The sequence below is a fragment of the Curtobacterium sp. A7_M15 genome (assembly GCF_030705415.1).
In the GTDB taxonomy this organism is placed as follows: domain Bacteria; phylum Actinomycetota; class Actinomycetes; order Actinomycetales; family Microbacteriaceae; genus Curtobacterium.
Genome location: NZ_JAUZED010000003.1, coordinates 51303 through 69680 on the forward strand (window position 1 = coordinate 51303; position 18378 = coordinate 69680).

At 64.7% G+C, this 18378-nt stretch carries 16 protein-coding genes and 3 pseudogenes; 5 read left to right on the top strand and 14 right to left on the bottom strand.

Annotated elements, in window-relative coordinates; all coding sequences use genetic code 11:
- Window positions 1–33: 33 nt before the first annotated feature.
- The 8 genes from Q7F20_RS01285 to Q7F20_RS01320 all read right to left on the bottom strand — a co-directional run bounded on the left by Q7F20_RS01285 (window position 34) and on the right by Q7F20_RS01320 (window position 10176).
- Entirely contained in the window at window positions 34–2478 is a 2445-nt protein-coding gene (locus tag Q7F20_RS01285; protein ID WP_305738303.1) for a YhgE/Pip domain-containing protein, read from the bottom strand.
- A 6-nt stretch (window positions 2479–2484) separates the two neighbouring features.
- The gene (locus Q7F20_RS01290; RefSeq protein ID WP_305738304.1) at window positions 2485–3072 is read right to left on the bottom strand and encodes a hypothetical protein; all 588 of its coding nucleotides are present in this window, start codon (window positions 3070–3072) and stop codon (window positions 2485–2487) included.
- 135 nt (window positions 3073–3207) lie between these two features.
- Window positions 3208–4881, bottom strand: a complete 1674-nt coding sequence (locus tag Q7F20_RS01295; RefSeq protein WP_305738305.1) for a bifunctional aspartate transaminase/aspartate 4-decarboxylase — start codon at window positions 4879–4881, stop codon at window positions 3208–3210.
- A gap of 21 nt (window positions 4882–4902) precedes the next feature.
- A complete protein-coding gene (locus tag Q7F20_RS01300; protein ID WP_305738306.1) occupies window positions 4903–6609 on the bottom strand; it encodes a hypothetical protein in 1707 nt (568 codons plus the stop codon).
- A 57-nt stretch (window positions 6610–6666) separates the two neighbouring features.
- A complete protein-coding gene (locus tag Q7F20_RS01305; protein ID WP_305738307.1) occupies window positions 6667–7266 on the bottom strand; it encodes a DUF1269 domain-containing protein in 600 nt (199 codons plus the stop codon).
- Between the two features lie 28 nt (window positions 7267–7294).
- A complete protein-coding gene (locus tag Q7F20_RS01310) occupies window positions 7295–7909 on the bottom strand; it encodes a YitT family protein (RefSeq protein WP_305738308.1) in 615 nt (204 codons plus the stop codon).
- A gap of 526 nt (window positions 7910–8435) precedes the next feature.
- Window positions 8436–9353: a helix-turn-helix domain-containing protein gene (locus Q7F20_RS01315; RefSeq protein ID WP_305738309.1), complete on the bottom strand. Its 918-nt coding sequence runs from the start codon at window positions 9351–9353 to the stop codon at window positions 8436–8438.
- Between the two features lie 187 nt (window positions 9354–9540).
- Window positions 9541–10176, bottom strand: a complete 636-nt coding sequence (locus Q7F20_RS01320) for a TetR/AcrR family transcriptional regulator (protein ID WP_305738310.1) — start codon at window positions 10174–10176, stop codon at window positions 9541–9543.
- 125 nt (window positions 10177–10301) lie between these two features.
- Here Q7F20_RS01320 and Q7F20_RS01325 point away from each other — a divergent pair, with 125 nt between their 5' ends.
- Complete coding sequence (locus Q7F20_RS01325) at window positions 10302–11297, top strand: hypothetical protein (protein ID WP_305738311.1); 996 nt, start codon at window positions 10302–10304, stop codon at window positions 11295–11297.
- Window positions 11294–12283 (top strand): amidohydrolase family protein, encoded by a 990-nt coding sequence (locus Q7F20_RS01330; protein ID WP_305738312.1) that lies wholly within the window; start codon window positions 11294–11296, stop codon window positions 12281–12283. Before Q7F20_RS01325 ends, Q7F20_RS01330 begins: the two co-directional genes overlap by 4 nt.
- Before the next feature lie 455 nt (window positions 12284–12738).
- Here the strand turns inward: Q7F20_RS01330 and Q7F20_RS01335 are convergent, their stop codons facing one another.
- Complete coding sequence (locus Q7F20_RS01335) at window positions 12739–13443, bottom strand: DUF6338 family protein (RefSeq protein WP_305738313.1); 705 nt, start codon at window positions 13441–13443, stop codon at window positions 12739–12741.
- A 41-nt stretch (window positions 13444–13484) separates the two neighbouring features.
- On the opposite strand from Q7F20_RS01335, the gene Q7F20_RS01340 reads away from it, so the two are divergent.
- A complete protein-coding gene (locus tag Q7F20_RS01340) occupies window positions 13485–13691 on the top strand; it encodes a hypothetical protein (RefSeq protein ID WP_305738314.1) in 207 nt (68 codons plus the stop codon).
- A 453-nt stretch (window positions 13692–14144) separates the two neighbouring features.
- On the opposite strand, the gene Q7F20_RS01345 is transcribed toward Q7F20_RS01340, so the two are convergent.
- Both Q7F20_RS01345 and Q7F20_RS01350 read right to left on the bottom strand, forming a co-directional pair.
- Window positions 14145–14348: a LacI family DNA-binding transcriptional regulator gene (locus Q7F20_RS01345; RefSeq protein ID WP_305738315.1), complete on the bottom strand. Its 204-nt coding sequence runs from the start codon at window positions 14346–14348 to the stop codon at window positions 14145–14147.
- A gap of 152 nt (window positions 14349–14500) precedes the next feature.
- Window positions 14501–14743, bottom strand: a pseudogene (locus tag Q7F20_RS01350) (STAS domain-containing protein); the annotation flags it as partial.
- A 3-nt stretch (window positions 14744–14746) separates the two neighbouring features.
- Here Q7F20_RS01350 and Q7F20_RS01355 point away from each other — a divergent pair.
- Window positions 14747–14911, top strand: a pseudogene (locus Q7F20_RS01355) (IS30 family transposase); the annotation flags it as partial.
- A 67-nt stretch (window positions 14912–14978) separates the two neighbouring features.
- Here Q7F20_RS01355 and Q7F20_RS01360 read toward each other — a convergent pair.
- Window positions 14979–15791, bottom strand: coding sequence for an SDR family oxidoreductase (locus tag Q7F20_RS01360; protein ID WP_305738316.1), 813 nt, complete (start codon window positions 15789–15791; stop codon window positions 14979–14981).
- The gene (locus tag Q7F20_RS01365; RefSeq protein ID WP_305738317.1) at window positions 15791–16705 is read right to left on the bottom strand and encodes an SDR family NAD(P)-dependent oxidoreductase; all 915 of its coding nucleotides are present in this window, start codon (window positions 16703–16705) and stop codon (window positions 15791–15793) included. The genes Q7F20_RS01360 and Q7F20_RS01365 overlap by 1 nt, the downstream gene beginning before the upstream one ends.
- A 91-nt stretch (window positions 16706–16796) precedes the next feature.
- Between Q7F20_RS01365 and Q7F20_RS01370 the strand changes: the two genes are divergently transcribed.
- Window positions 16797–17396 (top strand): TetR/AcrR family transcriptional regulator, encoded by a 600-nt coding sequence (locus tag Q7F20_RS01370; protein ID WP_305738318.1) that lies wholly within the window; start codon window positions 16797–16799, stop codon window positions 17394–17396.
- Here Q7F20_RS01370 and Q7F20_RS01375 read toward each other — a convergent pair.
- A pseudogene (locus Q7F20_RS01375) lies at window positions 17393–18287 on the bottom strand (IS5 family transposase). The gene Q7F20_RS01370 and the pseudogene Q7F20_RS01375 overlap by 4 nt on opposite strands.
- Between the last annotated feature and the right edge of the window lie 91 nt (window positions 18288–18378).

The window sequence follows — 18378 nt, forward strand, 5'->3', positions numbered from 1 at the left end:
TGGGGTGTAAGTGCGGCTGCGTTTGGTGTCGGGTCAGCCGATGAGGCTCGGGCGGAGATCTCGCAGCTGGCGAGTTCGCCGCTGTCGCGCGGCGGCGAGGGCAGTGATTGTGAGGGCCGCGACGAGCCATCCGATGAGCACTGCCGCGTCTGACCATGCGGTAGCGATCGATCCGCCGTACATGAGCTGCCGAAGTGCGTCGACGGAGTAGCTCATGGGAAGGAGGTGGTGGAGCGCGGCCAGCGGCGGCGGCAGGGTCTGCCACGGGAACGTGCCGCCTGCGGTGACGAGTTGGAGCAGCATCAGAACGAGGCCGAGGAACTGCCCGACGGAGCCAAGGAGCACGTTCAAGACGAGGATGATGGCTGCGAAGGTCGCCGAGGCGAGGATCATGATCGCGATCGTGCCGGCGACATGGACGACGCCGAAACCGAGCGCGAAACGGACGATGCAGTACAGAGCGATCATCTGAATGACACCGAGGATGGCGGGCGTGAGCCAACCGCCGAGGGTGATGCTGATCGGTCCGCGCAGAGCTGAGATCGCCCGCTTCGAGAGCGGTTTGAGGATCAGGAAAAGGGCGTACATCCCGATCCAGGCGGCGAGCGAGATGAAGAACGGGGCGAGCCCAGCGCCGTACGTGCCGGCGGCGGCGATGTTGTCATCGGTGACGTCGGTCGGGTTCGAGATGACGGCTGATTGCTTGTTGCGGCTCGCAGTGTCGGATGCTGGGATTTGCTGCTGCCCCTTGGCTAGCCCTGACGACAGTTCACGTGCTCCGTCGGTGAGTTTGGCGAGGCCGTTCTGCAGCGAGCCAACTCCGGTGTCGACTTGGGACGCTCCGTCGGCGAGTTGTGCGGTGCCTTGTTGCAGGGCGGGGGCAGCGGCCGCGAGTGCTTTGGTGCCAGCAGCGAGTTGTGAGGCGCCAGTGTCGAGTCGGGTTGCTCCGCTCGCCGCTTCCTGGATGCCGTTTGTCAACGCGGGCGCCGCCGATGCGAGCGCTGTTGTGCCGCCGGCGAGCTGCTGTGCTCCCTTCGAGGCGTCGCTGATTCCCGACGCAAGTGCTGGGCTTGCCTTCGCGAGCCGTCCAGTGCCGTCGGCGAGTTGCGTTGCTCCGCTTGATGCTTTCTGAACTCCGGCCGCAAGTGTGGGGGCTGCTTCGGACAGTGTTTTCGTGCCGTTGGCGAGTTGTGAGGCGCCAGCAGCGGACTGACTGATCCCTGCGGTGAGGGCCGGCGCCGTTGACGCGATTTGCCCGGTCGCGTCGGCGACCGTCTGGCTCCCTGCGCGGACGGACTCGATCTCGCTGATGAGGGCAGATTTCTGCTCCGCTGTGAGATTCGAAGCGTTGACGAGGGGAACGAGCCGCTGCTGGAGGTCGGTGGTCCCACCGGCGACCTGCTGGGCGCCGTCGTTGAGGGCGCTCGTCTGTGTTGGCAGGTTCGTCGTCTGATTACTGAGGGCGGTGAGCCCCGTTGCGAGCTGTTGTGCACCGGTGTTGAGGGCAGCGGTCTGCCCGGGCAGCTTGGCTGTGCCGTCGTCGATCGTGTTCAGCCCGGCTGCGAGCTGTTGTGCACCGGTGTTGAGGGCAGCGGTCTGTTCGGGCAGCTTGGCTGTGCCGTCGTCGATCGTGTTCAGCCCGGTTGCGAGTTGCTGCGCCCCGTCATCCAGGGCGGACGTGCTCGCTGGCAGTTGAGCACTCCGGCGGTCAAGTTGTTGAAGACCCTCTCCGAGCGCGCTTGCACCTGTCGCGAGTTGCTGCGCACCGTCGTTGAGCTCGTTGGCTTGCGCAGGAAGGCGTCGTGTCTTGGCGGCGAGCTCTGAGGCTCCGTCGCTGACGGCCGCGGATCCGTCTTTGAGGGTGCTGGATCCGCGTTGTGCGGTAGTGGCGCCGGCGGCGAGCTTGTCGGCACCTGACACGGCGGAGCCGAGTTGGTCGCGGATGTCTGACAGGCCGACGAGCAGTGTTTTCGCGGCTTCTCTGCCGACTTGTTGTTGCACTGCTTGGCGGAGTGTCTTGCCTGCCTGCTCGGCGATGGTGGACGCGAGGTAGGAGTTCGTGTCCGCCGTGGTGAGGATGATCTTGGCTTGCCGTGGCTTCTCAGTCGAAGCGCTGGTGAGGTCGCTTGAGAAGCTGCTCGGGATGGTGACGACGAAGTCGTAGCGTCCACTCCGCACTCCAGCGGCAGCCGTCCGAGTTGAGGCGGTGTGCCAAGCGAATGTGTTGCCGCTGACGGCTCGGTCTTGGACGTCTTTGCCGTAGTTGACGCTCTGGCCGTCAGTGTTCGTGGATCCGAGGTCCGAGTTGACGATCGCTGCTGGGATGTTGTGGAGGCGTGCGTAGGGGTCCTGGTTGGCCCAGAGGTACGCGCCGCCGTACATGAGCGGAACGATCATCAGCGCGACGAACGCCAGTCGAGCCATCGGTGTCGCGGTGAGTCGTGCGAGCTCCGTTCGGATGAGAGCGAGCAGGGTCATTGGGACTCATTCCTGAGGATCGTGAAGGTGACCGGTAGAGGTCAGCGATCCGCTGACCTCCTTACTGATTGGCGTCGACTGATCGGCTGCCGGGGACGAGCGGAGAGGATGGCCACTGATCGGGTACGAGGTGATGAGCATCACGGCGATACCGCGCTGCGCGATCGTCCAGATCTCGTTGAACCATGCGTCGATCGGCCCGCCGTGGCGTTCGGGGGTTGTGACGACAAGAATGTCGACTCCGTCACGGAGCAACGCGAGCTCGCTCAGCAGGCGTATTCGTAGATGCGTTGGCACGTGCTGGATTTGGGTGTGCTCGAAGGGCTGCGCTCCGAGCGCCTCGAGTACCGTGCTGACGGCATCCGGGGAAGCGTGCTGATCTGCAAAGATCAGCTCCTCAGAGATGATCTGCCGGAGGGTGAGCACTGGAAAGGGTTCGGCAACGCCCGGGGTGTCCACCAGTGCGGATCGTGTTCGGACCGCGGCGCGGTCTTCGATTCCGTCGATGAGCAGTCGTCCTCGCTCTGCCACCATGCGACCTGCTGCGACCAGCGAGGCGATGACGGGTGTCTCCTCCGTCTCGACGAACGCCACGCCAGGTGCACCGGGCTGTGCCGTGGCAGACAGTGCCGGGAGGACGGCGCCTGGTCCGCTGCCGATTGCGAGGCCAGCTAATCGCAGCACCGGGGAGGTTGCACTGTCCGGTTTCGTCGCAGGATTAGACATCGGTCACGGCTGTTCATCCGCAGGGATCACCATGGGCTGCGTGAGCGAAGCATTCGATCGCTTCCACTCGTCGAGGTACTGCATCCCGACCGCGCGCAGGCTTTTGCCGATCTGGACGTAGTCGTCGTCACGGAGGTTCGCCAGCGACACGCGGACCGACCAAGCAGGACCTTCAAACCCTCCGCCATTGAGCAAGATGATGCCCGTCTGGTCGGCGAGCCGGAAGAGGATGTCCGTCGGCTCGTAGGTGTCTTGCAGGTACTGCGACAGCTCCGGACCCCACAGCCGCTCCGCGTAGGAGAGCATGTCGAGTTCGATGTAGTAGCCGACCCGGTTCGGGTCTTCCGGGAGTTCCACCTGCGCTCCGTCGAGGAGGAGGCGGAGACGGCGCTGGATCAGCCCCTGGGTTTCGTGCTTGTAGTGGTCGTCGGTGTCCAGGAGCGCATAGGCCGAGAACAGCAGCATCATGCATTGCTGCGGCAGCGAGAGCCCGGCGGTGTGATTCAGCGCGACCGATCGGCTGTCAGCGACCAATCGGTCGACGAACTTGATCGCCCGTGGGTTGAGCGACAGGGACCCGTATCGGCGGTCGAGTGCGGCCAGGTCGTCTTCGGGAAGTGCTGCGAGCTGCTCGTCAAAGATGTTGTCCTGGTTCACGGCGATGACTCCGAGGCGCCAGCCGGTGGCGCCGAAGTACTTGGAGTACGAGTACACGCCGATGGTGTTGCGTGGGATCTCGGACAGCAGCGACCGGAATCCGTCGATGAACGTGCCGTACACGTCGTCGGTAACGATGACGAGGTTGGGGTTGTCGGTGCGGACGATGTCAGCGATCGCAGTCAGTGTCTCTTCCGCGATCCGCACTGAAGGCGGGTTGGTCGGATTGACGACAAACACGGCTCGGATAGACGGGTCACGGAGCTTCTCGAGTTCCTCGTCAGGGTATTGCCAGAGGTGCACACCGTTGGCGTCCACTGCGGTGGCGTGCAGGTGTGTGACGTCGAAGGCGTAGTCGTCCAGCTCGGGGATCTCTAGGTAGGGAGTGAAGATCGGGGTCATCAGGGCGACCTTGTCGCCCTTGTGCATCAGCCGGTTCTCCAGCAGCGTGTCGAAGATGTAGCACATGGCTGCGGTGCCGCCTTCGACGGCGAAGAGGTCGTAGGGGCTGTCTGGTTCGATTCGGTTGCACATCTCCTGCACGAGGTAGCGGTGCACGATTTGTTCTGTGTGGTGGAGCATCCGGTCCGGCTCCGGGTAGTGGTCACCCATGATGGAGTCGGCGAGTTCCCAGACGAACGAGTCGGGTGTGAAACCGAGTTCATCGACGCCGTAGCGGAGTGTGCGCTGCAGGAGGTCGATACCGGGCTCTCCGTCATGCTCCGTCAACCAGGTGTCGAAGCGGTCAGCAATGCCGTCCTTCTCGGGGACTCCGATGAGCTCTGGGTCCCATTCGGCGTTCTCGCGTGACACGGTCAGTGCGAACTGGCCCAGGGCGAAGAACGCTGCACGGGGGGTCGGAGCGATGAAGTTCGGGTTGCCGCGTCCGGCGTTGAGCATCTGGAACGCGGTGCGGGATTCGTGCTCGCCCGCGATCTGTTGGAGTTCGGCCTTGAGTTCGAACGGTGAGAGGGTCTCGAAGCGTGCGATCTGGTCGCGGGACACACTGGCGATGGGCATGACGTTTCTCCTGACGAGGTGTTAATGAGCCATCACGGCGACGACGACGGCGCCGCCGATGCTGAGCACGATGTTGCCGATGGCATACGGGACGGTGAATCCGAGCAGCGGAATGCTGCTCTTCGCGGTTTCCTGCAGTGTTCCGACTGCTGCGGTCGTGGTTTGGGCGCCGGTGAGCATGCCGAGGATGAGTACCGGGTCGGTCGATCGGAATGCGAATCGGCCGACGAAGGTCATCACGATCAGCGGCACGAGCGTCACGGCGACGCCGGCAAGGAAGAGTTGCAGACCGTATTGGCGGAGGCCGTCGACGAAGCCCGGGCCGGCGTTGATGCCGACGACTGCGACGAATGCGGTCAGCCCGACGGTCTCGAAGAACCATTGGGCTCCGGCGGGGACGTGCCCGAAAGTGGGGCTCTTGGATCGCCGCCAGCCGAGGATCAGTCCGACGATCAAGGCGCCAACGCTGGTCGTCAGCGACAGCGGTACGTTCCCGATGGTGATGGCGGGAACTCCGATGATGGCGCCGACGGTGATGCCGAGAGCGACGGTGATCATGTCAGTCTTCGGGTCTGTTCGCTCCGGGAAGCCGACGTACTTGATTCCCTGTTCCAGGAGCGGCAGGGGTCCTTGTGCTCGGAGTTCGTCGCCAGCGTGAACGGTTGTCTCCGTACCGAATGGAACGTCCTGACCACCACGAGTGATGCTGCGCAGGAAGATCCGCCGCGCGCGTGGATCCTGCCGCAGCTGCCCGACGGTCTGCCCGTCCAGCTCGCGATTGGTCAGGACAACGGTGAGTTCCTCGATCGGGAAGTCCAGCAGTGCCTGATCGTCGACCTCATCTGCGACCGTGTCGAGGTGGTCTTCGATGAGCCCCGTCTGGTGCCCGGACACGACGACGGTGTCGCCGGGCTCTACTGGGTCGGTCAGCGTCGGCTCGATGATCGTGCCGTCGCGGCGGATGCGGGCGACGAATAGCGCCACGCCCGAGCGTCGCTGTGCTTCCGCCTCGAAGGCGGACACCGTGGTCGCGACGAAACTGTCATGCAGTCGGTAGGCACGGCGCACCACTTGCTGGTAGGCGCTGGTGACGTCGGGGTTCTTGTCGTGCACCCCGAGCTTGGTCTCCAGCGCTTTCGCGGCGGCAGGCAGGTCTTTGATGCCGAGGAAGCGTGGAGCCAACAGGGAAACGTAGAGCGCTGCGCCGACCGTGCCGAAGATGTAGGTGACGGCGTAGGCGACGGGAACGAGATCGCTCCACGTCTGTGCGGTCTCCTTGCTGATTGGCAGTCCTGCGATGGAGTCCTGCGCAACACCGATGATGGACGACTGCGTCAGTCCCCCGCCGGCGAGACCGGCTGCAAGTCCAGGGTTGTATCCGAGCGTAGTGCTGATCCCGATGGCCGTACCGAAGCCGACGATCGCCAGCAGCAGCGCGAACAGCGCCTGCGGCAGGCCCGACCCCTTCAAGCCGGCCACGAACTGGGGGCCGAGCTTGTAGCCGAGCGAGAAGAGGAACAGCAGGAAGAAGATCTGCTTCACAACAGGATCGACGTTGAGATCCGGGCCCAGCATGGCCCCGATGACAACGCCGGCCAGGAGAGTGCCGGTGACCGACCCCAGGCCGATGCCCTTGTAGCTGAACTTGCCGACGAAGAATCCAATGCCGAGCGCGAGGAATACCGCGATCTCGGGGTGCTCAGTTAATACCGAACCGATCCAGTGCATGAGGTTTCCCTTCTCGAACCGTGAACTGGTGAGGGCCGCGCGGCGGCATGCGGTAGGTCAGCTGTGGTGTGAGAACTTTGCACGCAATGTCTCGATGCGTTCGGCGCGGGTGCGTTGACGCGCCTCATGGCGTTCTTCCCGGGCCGCTTTCCGCGCAGCATCTGCCGCGGCTTCGGCAGCCGCTTGCTGCTGCTCGAGTTCGCTGAGGACGTCCTCGACGGGTCGGCGGAGGATGTTCCCATTGCGCTCGCGAACGAATCCGTTGAGGACGGCGGTGTCTTCTTCGCGGGTCTCTGCGACGACGGCGTTTGTTCCGGGGGCCACGAGACGACTGAACTTTGTCAGCGCATCATCGCCGGCGTCGAGGCGGTCGGCATCGAAGAGCGCGCCGGTCGCGGCACCTGCGGTTGCCCCCAACAGAATCCCGATGGGGCCGCCCAGAACGCCAACGAGCATGCCGATCAGAGAGCCGCCGAGCGCAGCGTTGCCGGTGACATCGTCTTCCGCGTCGATGAGCCGGACTTGGCCGTCGGCGCTGCGCTCGAGGATGCCGGCAGACTGCACGCCCAGTTCCCCCGAACTTTCTCGCAGCTTCGCCAGCGCCTCGAATGAGGCGTTCTGGTCGGGGAAGGTCAAGGCAACAACGTATTCGTTCATGATGAACCCTTTCGCGTGACTGGTTTGTTTACGGTTTGCTGTCTGTTTGCGTGGCCGTGTTGGCGTGCGCATGATTGGTTCGATGGTCGACAATTGGCCGCACGAGGCGTTGTGTAAAGAAGTCGATGAGCGGTCCAGAAAAGAAGGCTGTGACGATGGTGCCTACCCCCACGGGACCCCCAGTTGCAATTGCGATGAGCAAGAACACGATGTCCTGCATCATGCGCACTGGTCGATAGCGCCAACCGGTGTGATCCACGATTACGGGCGCGACGGCGTCGTACGGTGAGGCGCCCAGGCCAGCACCGAGGTACAGCGCCGCCCCGAACGCGAACACCAGGATCGCCGCGACGAAGATCGCCAGTCGAGCGATGTCATTGTTCGCACTGGTGAGCACCGGGTGCAGGAGCGCAGACCACCACTGCACCAGGAACCCCACCAGTACCGCGTTGAGAACAGTGCCGAGGCCGAGGCGAGACCTCCCGGTAAGGACGACGATCAAGAACAGCACCCCGTTGGAGGCGAGCTGGCAGAGCCCGAGGGTGAGGCCTACGTGATGCGCTATGCCGATGTTGGCCGCGGTGTAGGGATCGAGTCCAGATCCGTTCTCACGGAGCGTCGCGGATCCAAGGCTCAGCACCACGACTCCGACGACTGCCGTGCAGACAGCGATACCTCGCACCGGCCCCCCGAGAGGTGCCGCGGCAGGGGAGGTCGTCATGATCAGCGTGAAGGTGGAGTCAGCAACCGCAGCCGAAATTGTGGCGTTGGAACGGCTGTGCGATCGGCATGGCAAGTTCGGCCAGGTTCTGACAGAAGGGTGAGTAAGTCAGATGTTGGTTCAGCGTGGATCGCGTGCCCCAACCTGCAGCGGTCACATTGGACACCCGCAGTCGCGCTTCAAAAGTCCGAGGCGCCTGCCGACTCAAGTACCGAGATTGCATGGTTTCCCCTCCCCAGTTACCGCAAGTACCATGATCCGAGGAGCTGACGGCGCGCGTTTTTGCAACGTCACGAAACACACCTGTTCGCATGCACGGAGTACCTGATTTGCGATGGATCTACTCAAAGACCCGCTTAAGGTCACCGTCGCTCAGGAACGATAGAAACGAAAGGCGCATGTCGCGAATTTGCATAGCGCTGTCGCAAACTTGCACTGTGGAGGCGTCTCAGCGGGGAGTGAAGGCGGACGGGAGCACCCCGTACCGGCGCCGGAAGGCAACGCGGAGCTCATGTGTCGACCGGAATCCTGATCGACAAGCGACCTCGTCGAGCCGCATCGGAACCGCTCCGGCAAGGAGCAAAGCAGCGCTGTCCGCGCGGCAGTTGGCAAGTACCACTGCAACGCTCAGATCAGCGGCGGCGAAGGCTCGCTGGAGATGACGGAGCGAGACGCTCAATGCTTCCGCTACGAGCTGCGGCGTCAGCTCCTGATCGCGGTGGTACGCCCTCATGTGCGAGGTTGCCTGCAAGAGCAGGCCGGCTGCGAACTCAGTGCTGCCGTTCGTGGCGATCCGTTCCGCCAGAAGCGCACCAACGAGTAGGTCGTCGAGCGCTCGATCGGTGGCAAGGACATCGATCGCGCTCATCGACGACGGCGGGGGCGCGTCGAGAAGCGCCGCGGCGAACAGACGCAGCGGGATGGCTGAATGTGCCGACAGAAGTCCGAATTCGCGGCGCTGTAGACGCACGCCACGGCTAGCGAGGCGGCTTGCTGTCACCGCGATGTCGATACCCTGCACGGGTTGGGAGCACTCGATGGAAATCGTTTCCCAGCTCGGCAGCACGTAGGGCACCGGCGCTACTGAGCTGAGCGGTACCTGATCGATCTCGATCGCGAAGCTGCCTCGCAGAACGAACCCGATGTGCAGGACGTCCGCTGACTGAGACCGCAACGAGGTCGTCTTGAAGGGCGACAGCCGGTTGATGGACACCGTCGCGGTTCCGATGCGTCTCGATCGTGAACGCACCTTAAAGTCTTGGTCCTCGCTCACAAGAAACGGCTGCAGCGCATGACCTTCGAAGTCATCGGCCAGCTGATTTCGGAAAGCGTTCCGAAACTCCTCCGTTGACAGCTCTCGCCACATGGGCACCCCTGATCTCGACGCGAGCGAGTAGCAACCGCTGGTTGACGCGTCGAGGCATCCTCGCTGTTTCCCTCTCAAGGATGCCTGTTCTCCGCACCTAACTCACAGCAAACTGGCGCGCCGCGTCACTTTTGCGAGGGGTGGCCACCTGCTTCGCATGTCCGATAGCCGGTCGGCTATCGGGACGCTATCGCGGTGAACCTGTTCGTACCTCGAGGACGTCTCGAACGTCTTGGATGAACCCTGCGGTGTCGTCGAGGCCGAAGGCGGCTCGTTGCAGCACGAAGCCGTGGAGGAGTGCCATGACAACGCGGGTGCTCCGATCAGCATCCAGTTCGGTGGGCACGGTGCCGGCTGCTTGTCCTTGCCGCAGCGCTGTGCTCATGCGGCTGCGGACGGCTTCGAACCCTTGGTTGGCTGTGTCACGGAGCTCGTCATTGCGAAGCAGCTCGGCCCATGCTTGCACCGCGCATCGAAGAAGCTCCCCGGGGGGGATCACCACTCCGGCCGCGTCTCGTTCCGTTGAACGCTCCATCGGTTCAACTGCGGCGGTGACCAGGTCGTCGATCCCTGCTGGCTGATCCAGCTCCAAAAGACGCAGGACGGGCTCGAAGATCATCCGGAACGCATCGCCAGCGATTTCGAGGATGATCTCCTCTTTGCTCGTGAAGTAGCGGTACGTCGCGCCGGTGGACAGGCCTGCTGCCGCGGCGATGTCGGGCATGGAGGTCTGATGAAAGCCGTCGCGGGAGAAGCAGTGTCGCGCAGCCGCGACGATGACGGCGCGGTTGGCGTCTCGTCGCGCTTGGGTGATCTTCGGCATCTCTCGTCTCCGATCCAAAATGAATACCCGTTCGTCTTGACAGGCGTTTGTTAGGGGCCCATTCTAACCGTGAATGATCGTTCACGGATGCGATCTGATGGCAGCAACTCAGAGGAGACGAACCCATGACCAACCGCACTCTGCGCGTCGGCGGCTACCGCTACGAGCACACCGAGGCCCTTTTCGACGGCCGCGTCACCATCGATGGTGTCGATGCCACGTTCGACTCCTCCCCGCTGATCTCGGACACGTTCTACAAGATGGCGCAGGGGCAGTACGACGTCGCCGAGTACGGACTGACGTACTTCCTGCGCAGCTGGGACACCGAGGAGTCCCCGTTCCTGGCCCTGCCGATCTTCCCGAACCGGAACTTCCGCCACTCGGCCATTTACGTCAACGTCGACGCGGGCATCACCAAGCCCGAGGATCTCGTCGGCAAGACCATCGGCGAGTTCGCGCTGTACGGCCACGATGCCGGCGTGTGGCCAAAGGGCATCCTCTCCGACGACTTCGGAGTCGACCCGGCGTCGTGCAAGTGGGTCATCGGTGGTACCGATTTCCCGATCCCGTCCTTCGGTTGGATCCCGCAGCCGGTCCCGGAGGGCGTCGATGTTCGACATGCAGCCGATGGGCAGACGCTGTCCTCGATGCTGGAGTCCGGTGAGATCGACGCGCTGATCTCGGTCGATGTGCCCAAGGCCGTCCTGGAGGGCTCGACGAAAATCCGCCGGCTGTTCCCGGATTACGAGGCCGTGGAGCGTGACTACTACGCCCGCACCGGCATCTTCCCCATGATGCACGTCATCGCCATCCGTAAGGAGCTCGCCCAGGAACCCGGGCTCGTGGAAGCGATTTACAAGGCGTACCTGGCGGCGAAAGACCAGGTTGAGGACCACTACCGCAGCAACGCCGCCAAGCAGCACATGTCCGTGATCACCCCCTGGTTCAGCCAGCTGTTCGCCGAGAACCGCGCCCTCCTCGGCGAGGACTGGTGGCCCTACGGGCTCGAGAAGAACCGCACGGCCGTGGACACGTTCCTCCGATACCACTACGAGCAGGGCCTGTCGAAGTCCCTCCTGACCAGCGAGGACATCTTCGTCCCCGCGCTCCAGCAGTCATGAAACTGACCGGTCTCGAAGAGCACTTCGTCACGCCCGACGTCCTCGCCGCCAACCGACAGCTCGATCCGGCGAACCGGGATCTTGCGTTCCGTCCGGCGTCGGAGGGGGAAACAAGCTGGCGCCTGCTCGAGCTCGGTGAGGAACGGATCGCCGCAATGGACGCCACCGGACTGGACGTGCAGGTCCTGTCCCTAACTACCCCCGGGGTGCAGAACCTCCCCGCCGTCGAAGCGGTCTCGCTGCAGACGGCGTCGAACGACCGCCTCGCGGAGGTCGTCGCCAGCCGACCCGACCGGTTCCAAGGGCTTGCCACCCTCGCCACGGCCAACCCGATTGCCGCGGCGGATGAACTGGAACGCACCATCCGCACGCTGGGCTTCAACGGCGCCATGGTCTTCGGCCGCACCGGGGACAAGAACATGGATCACCAGGACTTCTGGCCCATCTACGAACGCGCCGCCGCTCTCAAAGCGCCGCTACACCTGCACCCGCAATCCCCACCGATCGCGGTGCGGGAGGCGTACTACGCCGGATTCAACCCCGCCGTCAACGCAGGTTTCGCGACCTTCGGCGTCGGCTGGCACTACGACGCCGGCGTGCAGTTCCTCCGCATGATCGTCGCCGGTGTTTTCGATCGATTCCCCGACCTGCAGATCATCGTCGGCCACTGGGGAGAACTCGTGCTGTTCTTCCTGGAACGCATCCAGCATCTCGCCGACGTCGCCCACCTGCAGCGGCCCCTCATCGAGTACTTCCGCAACAACCTCTACGTCGCCCCCAGCGGCATTCTCAGCGACCGGTACCTGCGGTGGGCGATCGACGTTGCCGGCGCCGATCGGGTGCTGTTCTCCACCGACTACCCGTTCGAAGCAGCTTCAAAAGCCGGCGCCCGGCAGTTCCTGGAGGCAACCGACATCACCGACGCCGACAAGACCGCGATCGCGTCCGGGAACTGGGATCGACTCACCAACCAAATCAACCGCTAGGAAGCATCATGCTGTTTGTCCAAGTCGGTGTCGTCGCACTCGTCGTCGGCGCCTACTACGCCGTCATGCGGGTGAAGTCACCCGCACCACCCTTGATCGCCATCGTGGGGTCACACAATCGCTGGATGACGCCTACTCCGTTGACCGCGTCACCGTGCGGGTTGATGCTGCTGGGAACAGCGACGGTCTAGTCGACCTGGAAGTTCGCGTCAACGAAGGACTCGTTGTTGCGGACGGCGCCGCATCGCTGAGAGACCTGAGCAGTGCAGCCCTGACGGTACCGGAACTATGACGCGAACTCGATCGGGGCGTCCTTGAATCGCTCCTAAACAACGAAGTTCGCAAGCTCGAGCTCGCTCTTGTTGGGTGACGGCCGGGACTCCGTTCGGTAGCCGATCGGCTATCGAGACAGTGAATGGCCGCCGCGTTACGCGACGCGAACGCCTGCAGTCCTGCTAAGCGCTCTCGCTGTGTCCAGACGAGTTGTCAGTATCGACCGGGATCTCAACCTGCACGAAGGCCGCGTGGAGCTGTTCAATCTCGCCTGCCTCTACGACGACGTAGTCAGCACCTTCGATCGGGACGGCTTCGTCGCTGCCTTCAGGTCGGTACCGCGGCTGGGTAAGAACGATGGCCCGGTGCGGGTGGGGGTCGGGGTCGTTATCGAACTCGTAGAGCGTGCCGCTCACCCATCCACCTGACTTCAGCACCAGAGCCACGTCAACTACCGCGTCGTCCGGCGCATCGTTGAAGAGTCGGGCCCAGGCTGAGGTATTTCGGGGGATCGCGGAGTTCCAGATCAAGCTGAGTCGGTGTTGGTCCGCCCACTGTGAACCGAGGAAGTAGCCGAGCAGCGTAGCGATCGCTGCTGCGCCGACCGCGATGAAGATCGACGGCGCCACGTTGCTCTGCGCCCAACTGAGGTCCCCGATGACGACCTCGTGAAGCCGGTCGCGAAGCTGCACCCACCAGATGGACACAACCGCGACGGCGATCGCGACAAGCGCGTCACAGATGGCACTGATGAAGACCAACGTTGCAGTCTCACGAAGCGCGGACCGCTTGACCGCGGGCTGGTGCCCTTCGCGGGCGAAGATGAACGCGACCCCCGGGAAGAGGGCGAAGACGTAGAAGGCAACCCCCAGCGCACTTGTAGGCATCGGACCCCTCTCCAGGTAATAATGCTACGAGGAGGCGCAGCATGGCGAAGAGCAGCAAGAGCAGCGGCGGTTCATCGCGAAGCTCGATCACTGGCAAGTTCGTGACGGCGAAGTACGCGAAGTCGCAACTCGCCACTTCTCGGGTCACCGAGCGTGGCATGCAGGCCGCGCACGTGCAGTTCCGTCCTTCGGTCCGCCCGTCCAGCTCGCGCATCCAGCCGCCGACGAACTCGCAGCCCGATTCATGACAGACAAGGCCCGAGAGCCAGACGGTCAATTCGGCATCCAGCCCGCGAACGTACAGCGGCCGCCAGCCGTTCGGCCCCCCAACTCGCAGATTCAGCCACCGAAGCTGAAGCCGACGCAGCAGTAGCTGCAGGCGCAGGGGCGGAGATCGCCTGAACAAAGCACTGGCGAGAACCCGCTTCCCGGATTCTCGCCAGTGAGCCACCGCGTTGCGGCGCTTGCTACTTGCTCTTCTTGTGCGATACCGGTGAGGCGGAGCGTCGGCTGCGATTCGCGGACGCTGCACTGGGACTGGCTGGGCACGAGGTGGTTGACCCGGTGTTGCGCGAGCTGAATCAGCGAGTCGCCGCGGGCAGGCTGACCGCTGATGATGCGATTGCCGCTGGGCTGGCGCACCTCGACGCTCGGTAGTCGTTGCTTCGACTCTGCTCGCCGGTCACCACTGGGACGGTCGGTTAGCCGTCGCTTTGTCGTCTTGGACGTCGGGCGAGTGCTGCGGCTTGGTCGTCTCGGACGTATTCGAGGGCGTGGATGGCGTGTTCGACGCGTGCCCTCGTGGTGGGGCGGACGTTGGTGGCGCCGTTGAGGACGCGGGAGACGGTCTGGTGGGAGACGTGGGCGGCTGCGGCGACGTCGTGGATGGTGGGTGCTTTGGTCACTGCTGGCTCCTCATGGGTGCTGAGGTGCGGGCACCGTCCGTGGACGACATGACGGTGCCCGCGAGGGCCGGCGGAAAGGGGGACGCCGACCCCGGTGCTCCCCCGTTCACTCGGTGCCCCAGAGTTGGGGCCGGGCGGAGGTGGAGGGGCTTTCAGTGACCGGTGCCGAGGTTGCCGGCGAGGCGGCCGTGGAAGGCCTGGCTGGCGTCGTTCATGCCGCGGATTTCGACGCGCTTGCCGTGCTGGTGGTACTTCGTCTCGATGCCGTCGAGGGCTGCGACGGTGGAGGCGTCCCACACGTGCGACCTGGTCATGTCGATGACGACGAGTTCCGGGTCACCGGAGTAGTCGAACTGGGTGGTGAGGTCGTTCGAGGAGGCGAAGAACAGCTCGCCCTCCCGAAGCCCACCGACCTCAGCGTCCACACCCCGGAACGGCTCCTCGAAGTCGCCGCCGAACTCAACGGACGACCCCGCAAAACCCTCGACCACCGCACCCCAGCAGAAGCCTTCGAGCAGCTACTCTCGAACCCGAAACACCCACCCTTTGCAACGACCCCTTGAACCGCTGATTGTCTATCGGGGCCTGCAGTGCTGGGGCGTCGTGACGGGGACGCCCCAACATTGCGGGTCAGCCGAAGACGCGTGGGCCTCGGATGGTCGCGTCGGCGCCGCCGTCGACGAACAGCACTTGACCGGTGATGTGGGTGTTGTCCGCGTCGGTAAGCCATGCGAGTGTCTGTGCGATCTTGGCCGCGGGTGCTGGGCCGTTGAGGGGCATCGGAACGGCTGCGAGGAGCCCCTCGCGGCCCTCCGGGGTCCGGAGGAGCTCCTCGGTCATCGGGGTCAGGATCACACCGGGTCCGACTGCGTTGAGCGGGATCCCCGCGCTGGCCCATTCGAGCGTAATTGAGGCCAGGCGGACCCACTCCGCGATCGCTCGCTTGGTCGAGGCGTAGATGAGGTCACCACGCCCGTTCCCCGCGATCGTGTCCGCGCGTTCCACGGCCGCAGCTTCGTCGCCCCCGCGGAGCAGGTTGATGAGGTTGGGGTCGTTGTCCTGCAGGGCTGAGAACGACGCGACGACCGCGGCGCGTGGCGCGTCCGAACGGACCAGGAGCGGGTGGAGCTGCTCGAGCGTCGCGATCGCACCGAAGTAGTTCACCTTCACCGTCAGGCTCGTCGGCATGGCGACGCCGGCGACGGCGATGACGCCGTCGATGGTGTCCCCGACCGCTGCGGTGACGGCGGGAACGAGGACGGCGCGACCGGTTCCGGTGGAGAGGTCCGCGTCGATGTCGCTGCCACGGAGGTCGACTCCGACAACCCGGTGGCCCTGGGACTCCAGGAGGTCCTTGGTGGCCTTGCCGATGCCGGACGCGGCACCAGTGACGACGTAGCGGCGCGGCGCGGCGGACGTTTCGTTGGTGGTGGTGTCAGTCATCACTTCACCAGCGCGAACTCTTCGATCATCGATCCGGGGACGGCGTAGCCGTCGAGGTTCCGGATTTGGTCGATGTGTGCGGCGACGTCGTCCGGGGTCGCGACGGGCTCATCGACCTTGACGTGCCAGCCCTGTCCGACGCCCATGAAGACACGGGCGTAGCGGCCTCGGGCGATCGAGTAGAGCTCATGGGTGGAGGTGTTCAGTTCGCTGGCGAGGTAGGCGACCATCGCGGTGATCATCTCGGGCTCGCCGTGGGCCGGGGTGGTGGGCATGCCGGCGAACTGCTCCGGGTTCATGTCGGCAGCCATCCGGCTGTCGGCGGCCGGGAGGATGGTGTTGGCGAGGATGCCGTGCGGGCGCCCCTCGAGCGCGACCACGTTCGCGAGCCCGAAGACGGCGCCCTTCGCGGCGGCGTAGTTCGCCTGCTGTATGGAACCGAACAGGCCCGCTGCGGAGGAGGTGAACACGATGCGCCCGTAGCCGTGCTCGCGCATGTTCTCGAACGCGGGCTGGGTCACGTAGAACGCACCCTTGACGTGGACGGCGAGCAGCGCGTCGACGGCTTCCGGGGTGAGGTCGGTGAACGGCGCATTCCGGATGTTGCCGGCGTTGTTGACCAGGATGTCGACCTTTCCGAAGGCGTCGACCGCGGTCTTCACGATGGCGGCTCCACCCTCGGGCGTTGCGACGGAGTCGTAGTTCGACACCGCCTCACCGCCCGCGGCCGTAATCTCGGCGACGACCTGGTCGGCCATCGCGGTTCCTCCATTGGTGCCGCTGATGTCGCCGCCGAGGTCGTTGATCACGACCTTCGCTCCGCGGCGGGCGAGTTCGAGGGCGTGGGCTCGGCCCAACCCGCCGCCGGCTCCGGTGACGATCGCTACGCGGCCGTCGAACGATACTTCGGACATGTCTCTCTCCTTCGAGTTCGGGGTCTCTGGACTTGGCACAGTCTGCCACTTTGTCCGTGTATGCCGAATCGACACAGGTCATACTGGAGCGGTGCCCTTGCTTGCGGACTCCTCGTCCATGCCGCTGCGCGAACGCCGTCGCAAGGCGACTCGTCGTGATGTAGAGCGCGCCGCCGCCGAGCTCTTCGAGTTGCAGGGGTACGAGGCCACGACCGTGGAGCAGATTGCCAAACGGGCTGGCGTGTCGATGCGCACCTTCTACCGGTACTGCCGCAGTAAGGACGAGGCGATCACCTTCGAGCTCGGTTCTGGCCCGGCGCAGCTCCTGGCGCGCATCCAAAATCACGGCGAGCGGCCCCTCGTGGAGGCGGTCATCGAAGGCTTCGTCGAGTCCGTCTCAATGAACGACGGCGACTTGGAGTGGCATCGGCGGCTTCTCCGCGTCATCGTCGACACCGCACCGCTCCGGACGGCGTGGCTCGGAGCCGGCCGCGCCGCCCAGGATGTCCTCGCAGCCGAGTTCTCCGCCCGACGTCCCCAGCTGGACCGCATCGCCGCCGCCGCACTCGCCGCGGCAACGACCGCGACGCTCACGGTTGCGATCGAAGCGTGGGCGAGGGGCGAGCAACCAACTATCCAGGACGCCACCCGCGCCTCCATCCAGGTGATCGCGTCGGCTCTGGCCGACTAGAGCGTGTCTTGTAAATGGCGTAGCCAGGCGATGACGGCGTTGAGGACGACCGCGGCGCGGTAGACGATCGCGAGTTTGTCGTACCTGGTCGACAGGCCCCGCCACTGCTTCAATCGGCAGAAGCCGCGCTCGATCACGTTGCGCTGCTTGTAGTCGACCGGGTCGTAGGAGACGGGTCTGCCGCCCCGTGAGCCACGCCGCTTCCGGTGTCCTCGCTGGTCACGGGGTTCCGGGATCACCGCCTCGATCCCGCGGCCGCGCAGATGCTGCCGGATCGCTCGGGACGATTACGCCTTGTCGCCGCGAACCTTCTCCGGCCGGGTGCGCGGGCTGCCGACCGGGCGGGTCACGCGCAGCTCAGCCAGCAGGGGCAGCAGCATCGGTGAATCACCCGCCTGCCCGGGCGTGACCAGCGTCACCAACGGCAGGCCGCGGCCGTCGACGAGCTGGTGCACCTTCGTGGACAACCCGCCGCGGGAGCGACCGAACCCGTGATCAGGCGGCTCGAGTCCCGGTTCCGTGTAATTCGACGAAGCCCCCTGTGGTGCGGGTGATGTTCGTCGCGTGCTGATGCGCACGAGCGATCGTGGAGTCCCCTGACACCGACCAGTCCACCTGCCCGGCGGCGTCCGCTGCGCTGAGGAGCCGGTCGAGCACGACGTCCCAGGTGCCGTCCCCGGCGAGCCGTCGGTGCCAGGCCCAGACCGTCTGCCAGGGACCGAACGTGCGCGGCAGGTCTCGCCACGCGATCCCGGTCCGGTACCGGTAGATGATGCCCTCGACCATGCTTCGTGCGTCCGCGAACGGTCGCCCCTTCCGGCCCGTGGGGCCGGGCAGCAGGTCAGCGATCACCGCGAACTGGTCGTCCGAGAGCAACTGGAACCGAGACACCCCACCAGCATCACAGCCAAACGCGTCACTGACCGACTTCGGCCTCCGGCCCCTGGTGCTGCCCCGGCGTGATCAGGAGCGTCCTGCGCAC

Coding starts and splice junctions, on each gene's coding strand:
- Q7F20_RS01305 (WP_305738307.1), bottom strand. CDS start 7,266: ATGAACGAATACGTTGTTGCCTTGACCTTCCCCGACCAGAACGCCTCA.
- Q7F20_RS01365 (WP_305738317.1), bottom strand. CDS start 16,705: ATGTCCGAAGTATCGTTCGACGGCCGCGTAGCGATCGTCACCGGAGCC.
- Q7F20_RS01330 (WP_305738312.1), top strand. CDS start 11,294: ATGAAACTGACCGGTCTCGAAGAGCACTTCGTCACGCCCGACGTCCTC.
- Q7F20_RS01360 (WP_305738316.1), bottom strand. CDS start 15,791: ATGACTGACACCACCACCAACGAAACGTCCGCCGCGCCGCGCCGCTAC.
- Q7F20_RS01285 (WP_305738303.1), bottom strand. CDS start 2,478: ATGACCCTGCTCGCTCTCATCCGAACGGAGCTCGCACGACTCACCGCG.
- Q7F20_RS01335 (WP_305738313.1), bottom strand. CDS start 13,443: ATGCCTACAAGTGCGCTGGGGGTTGCCTTCTACGTCTTCGCCCTCTTC.
- Q7F20_RS01315 (WP_305738309.1), bottom strand. CDS start 9,353: ATGTGGCGAGAGCTGTCAACGGAGGAGTTTCGGAACGCTTTCCGAAAT.
- Q7F20_RS01340 (WP_305738314.1), top strand. CDS start 13,485: ATGGCGAAGAGCAGCAAGAGCAGCGGCGGTTCATCGCGAAGCTCGATC.
- Q7F20_RS01320 (WP_305738310.1), bottom strand. CDS start 10,176: ATGCCGAAGATCACCCAAGCGCGACGAGACGCCAACCGCGCCGTCATC.
- Q7F20_RS01300 (WP_305738306.1), bottom strand. CDS start 6,609: ATGCACTGGATCGGTTCGGTATTAACTGAGCACCCCGAGATCGCGGTA.
- Q7F20_RS01325 (WP_305738311.1), top strand. CDS start 10,302: ATGACCAACCGCACTCTGCGCGTCGGCGGCTACCGCTACGAGCACACC.
- Q7F20_RS01295 (WP_305738305.1), bottom strand. CDS start 4,881: ATGCCCATCGCCAGTGTGTCCCGCGACCAGATCGCACGCTTCGAGACC.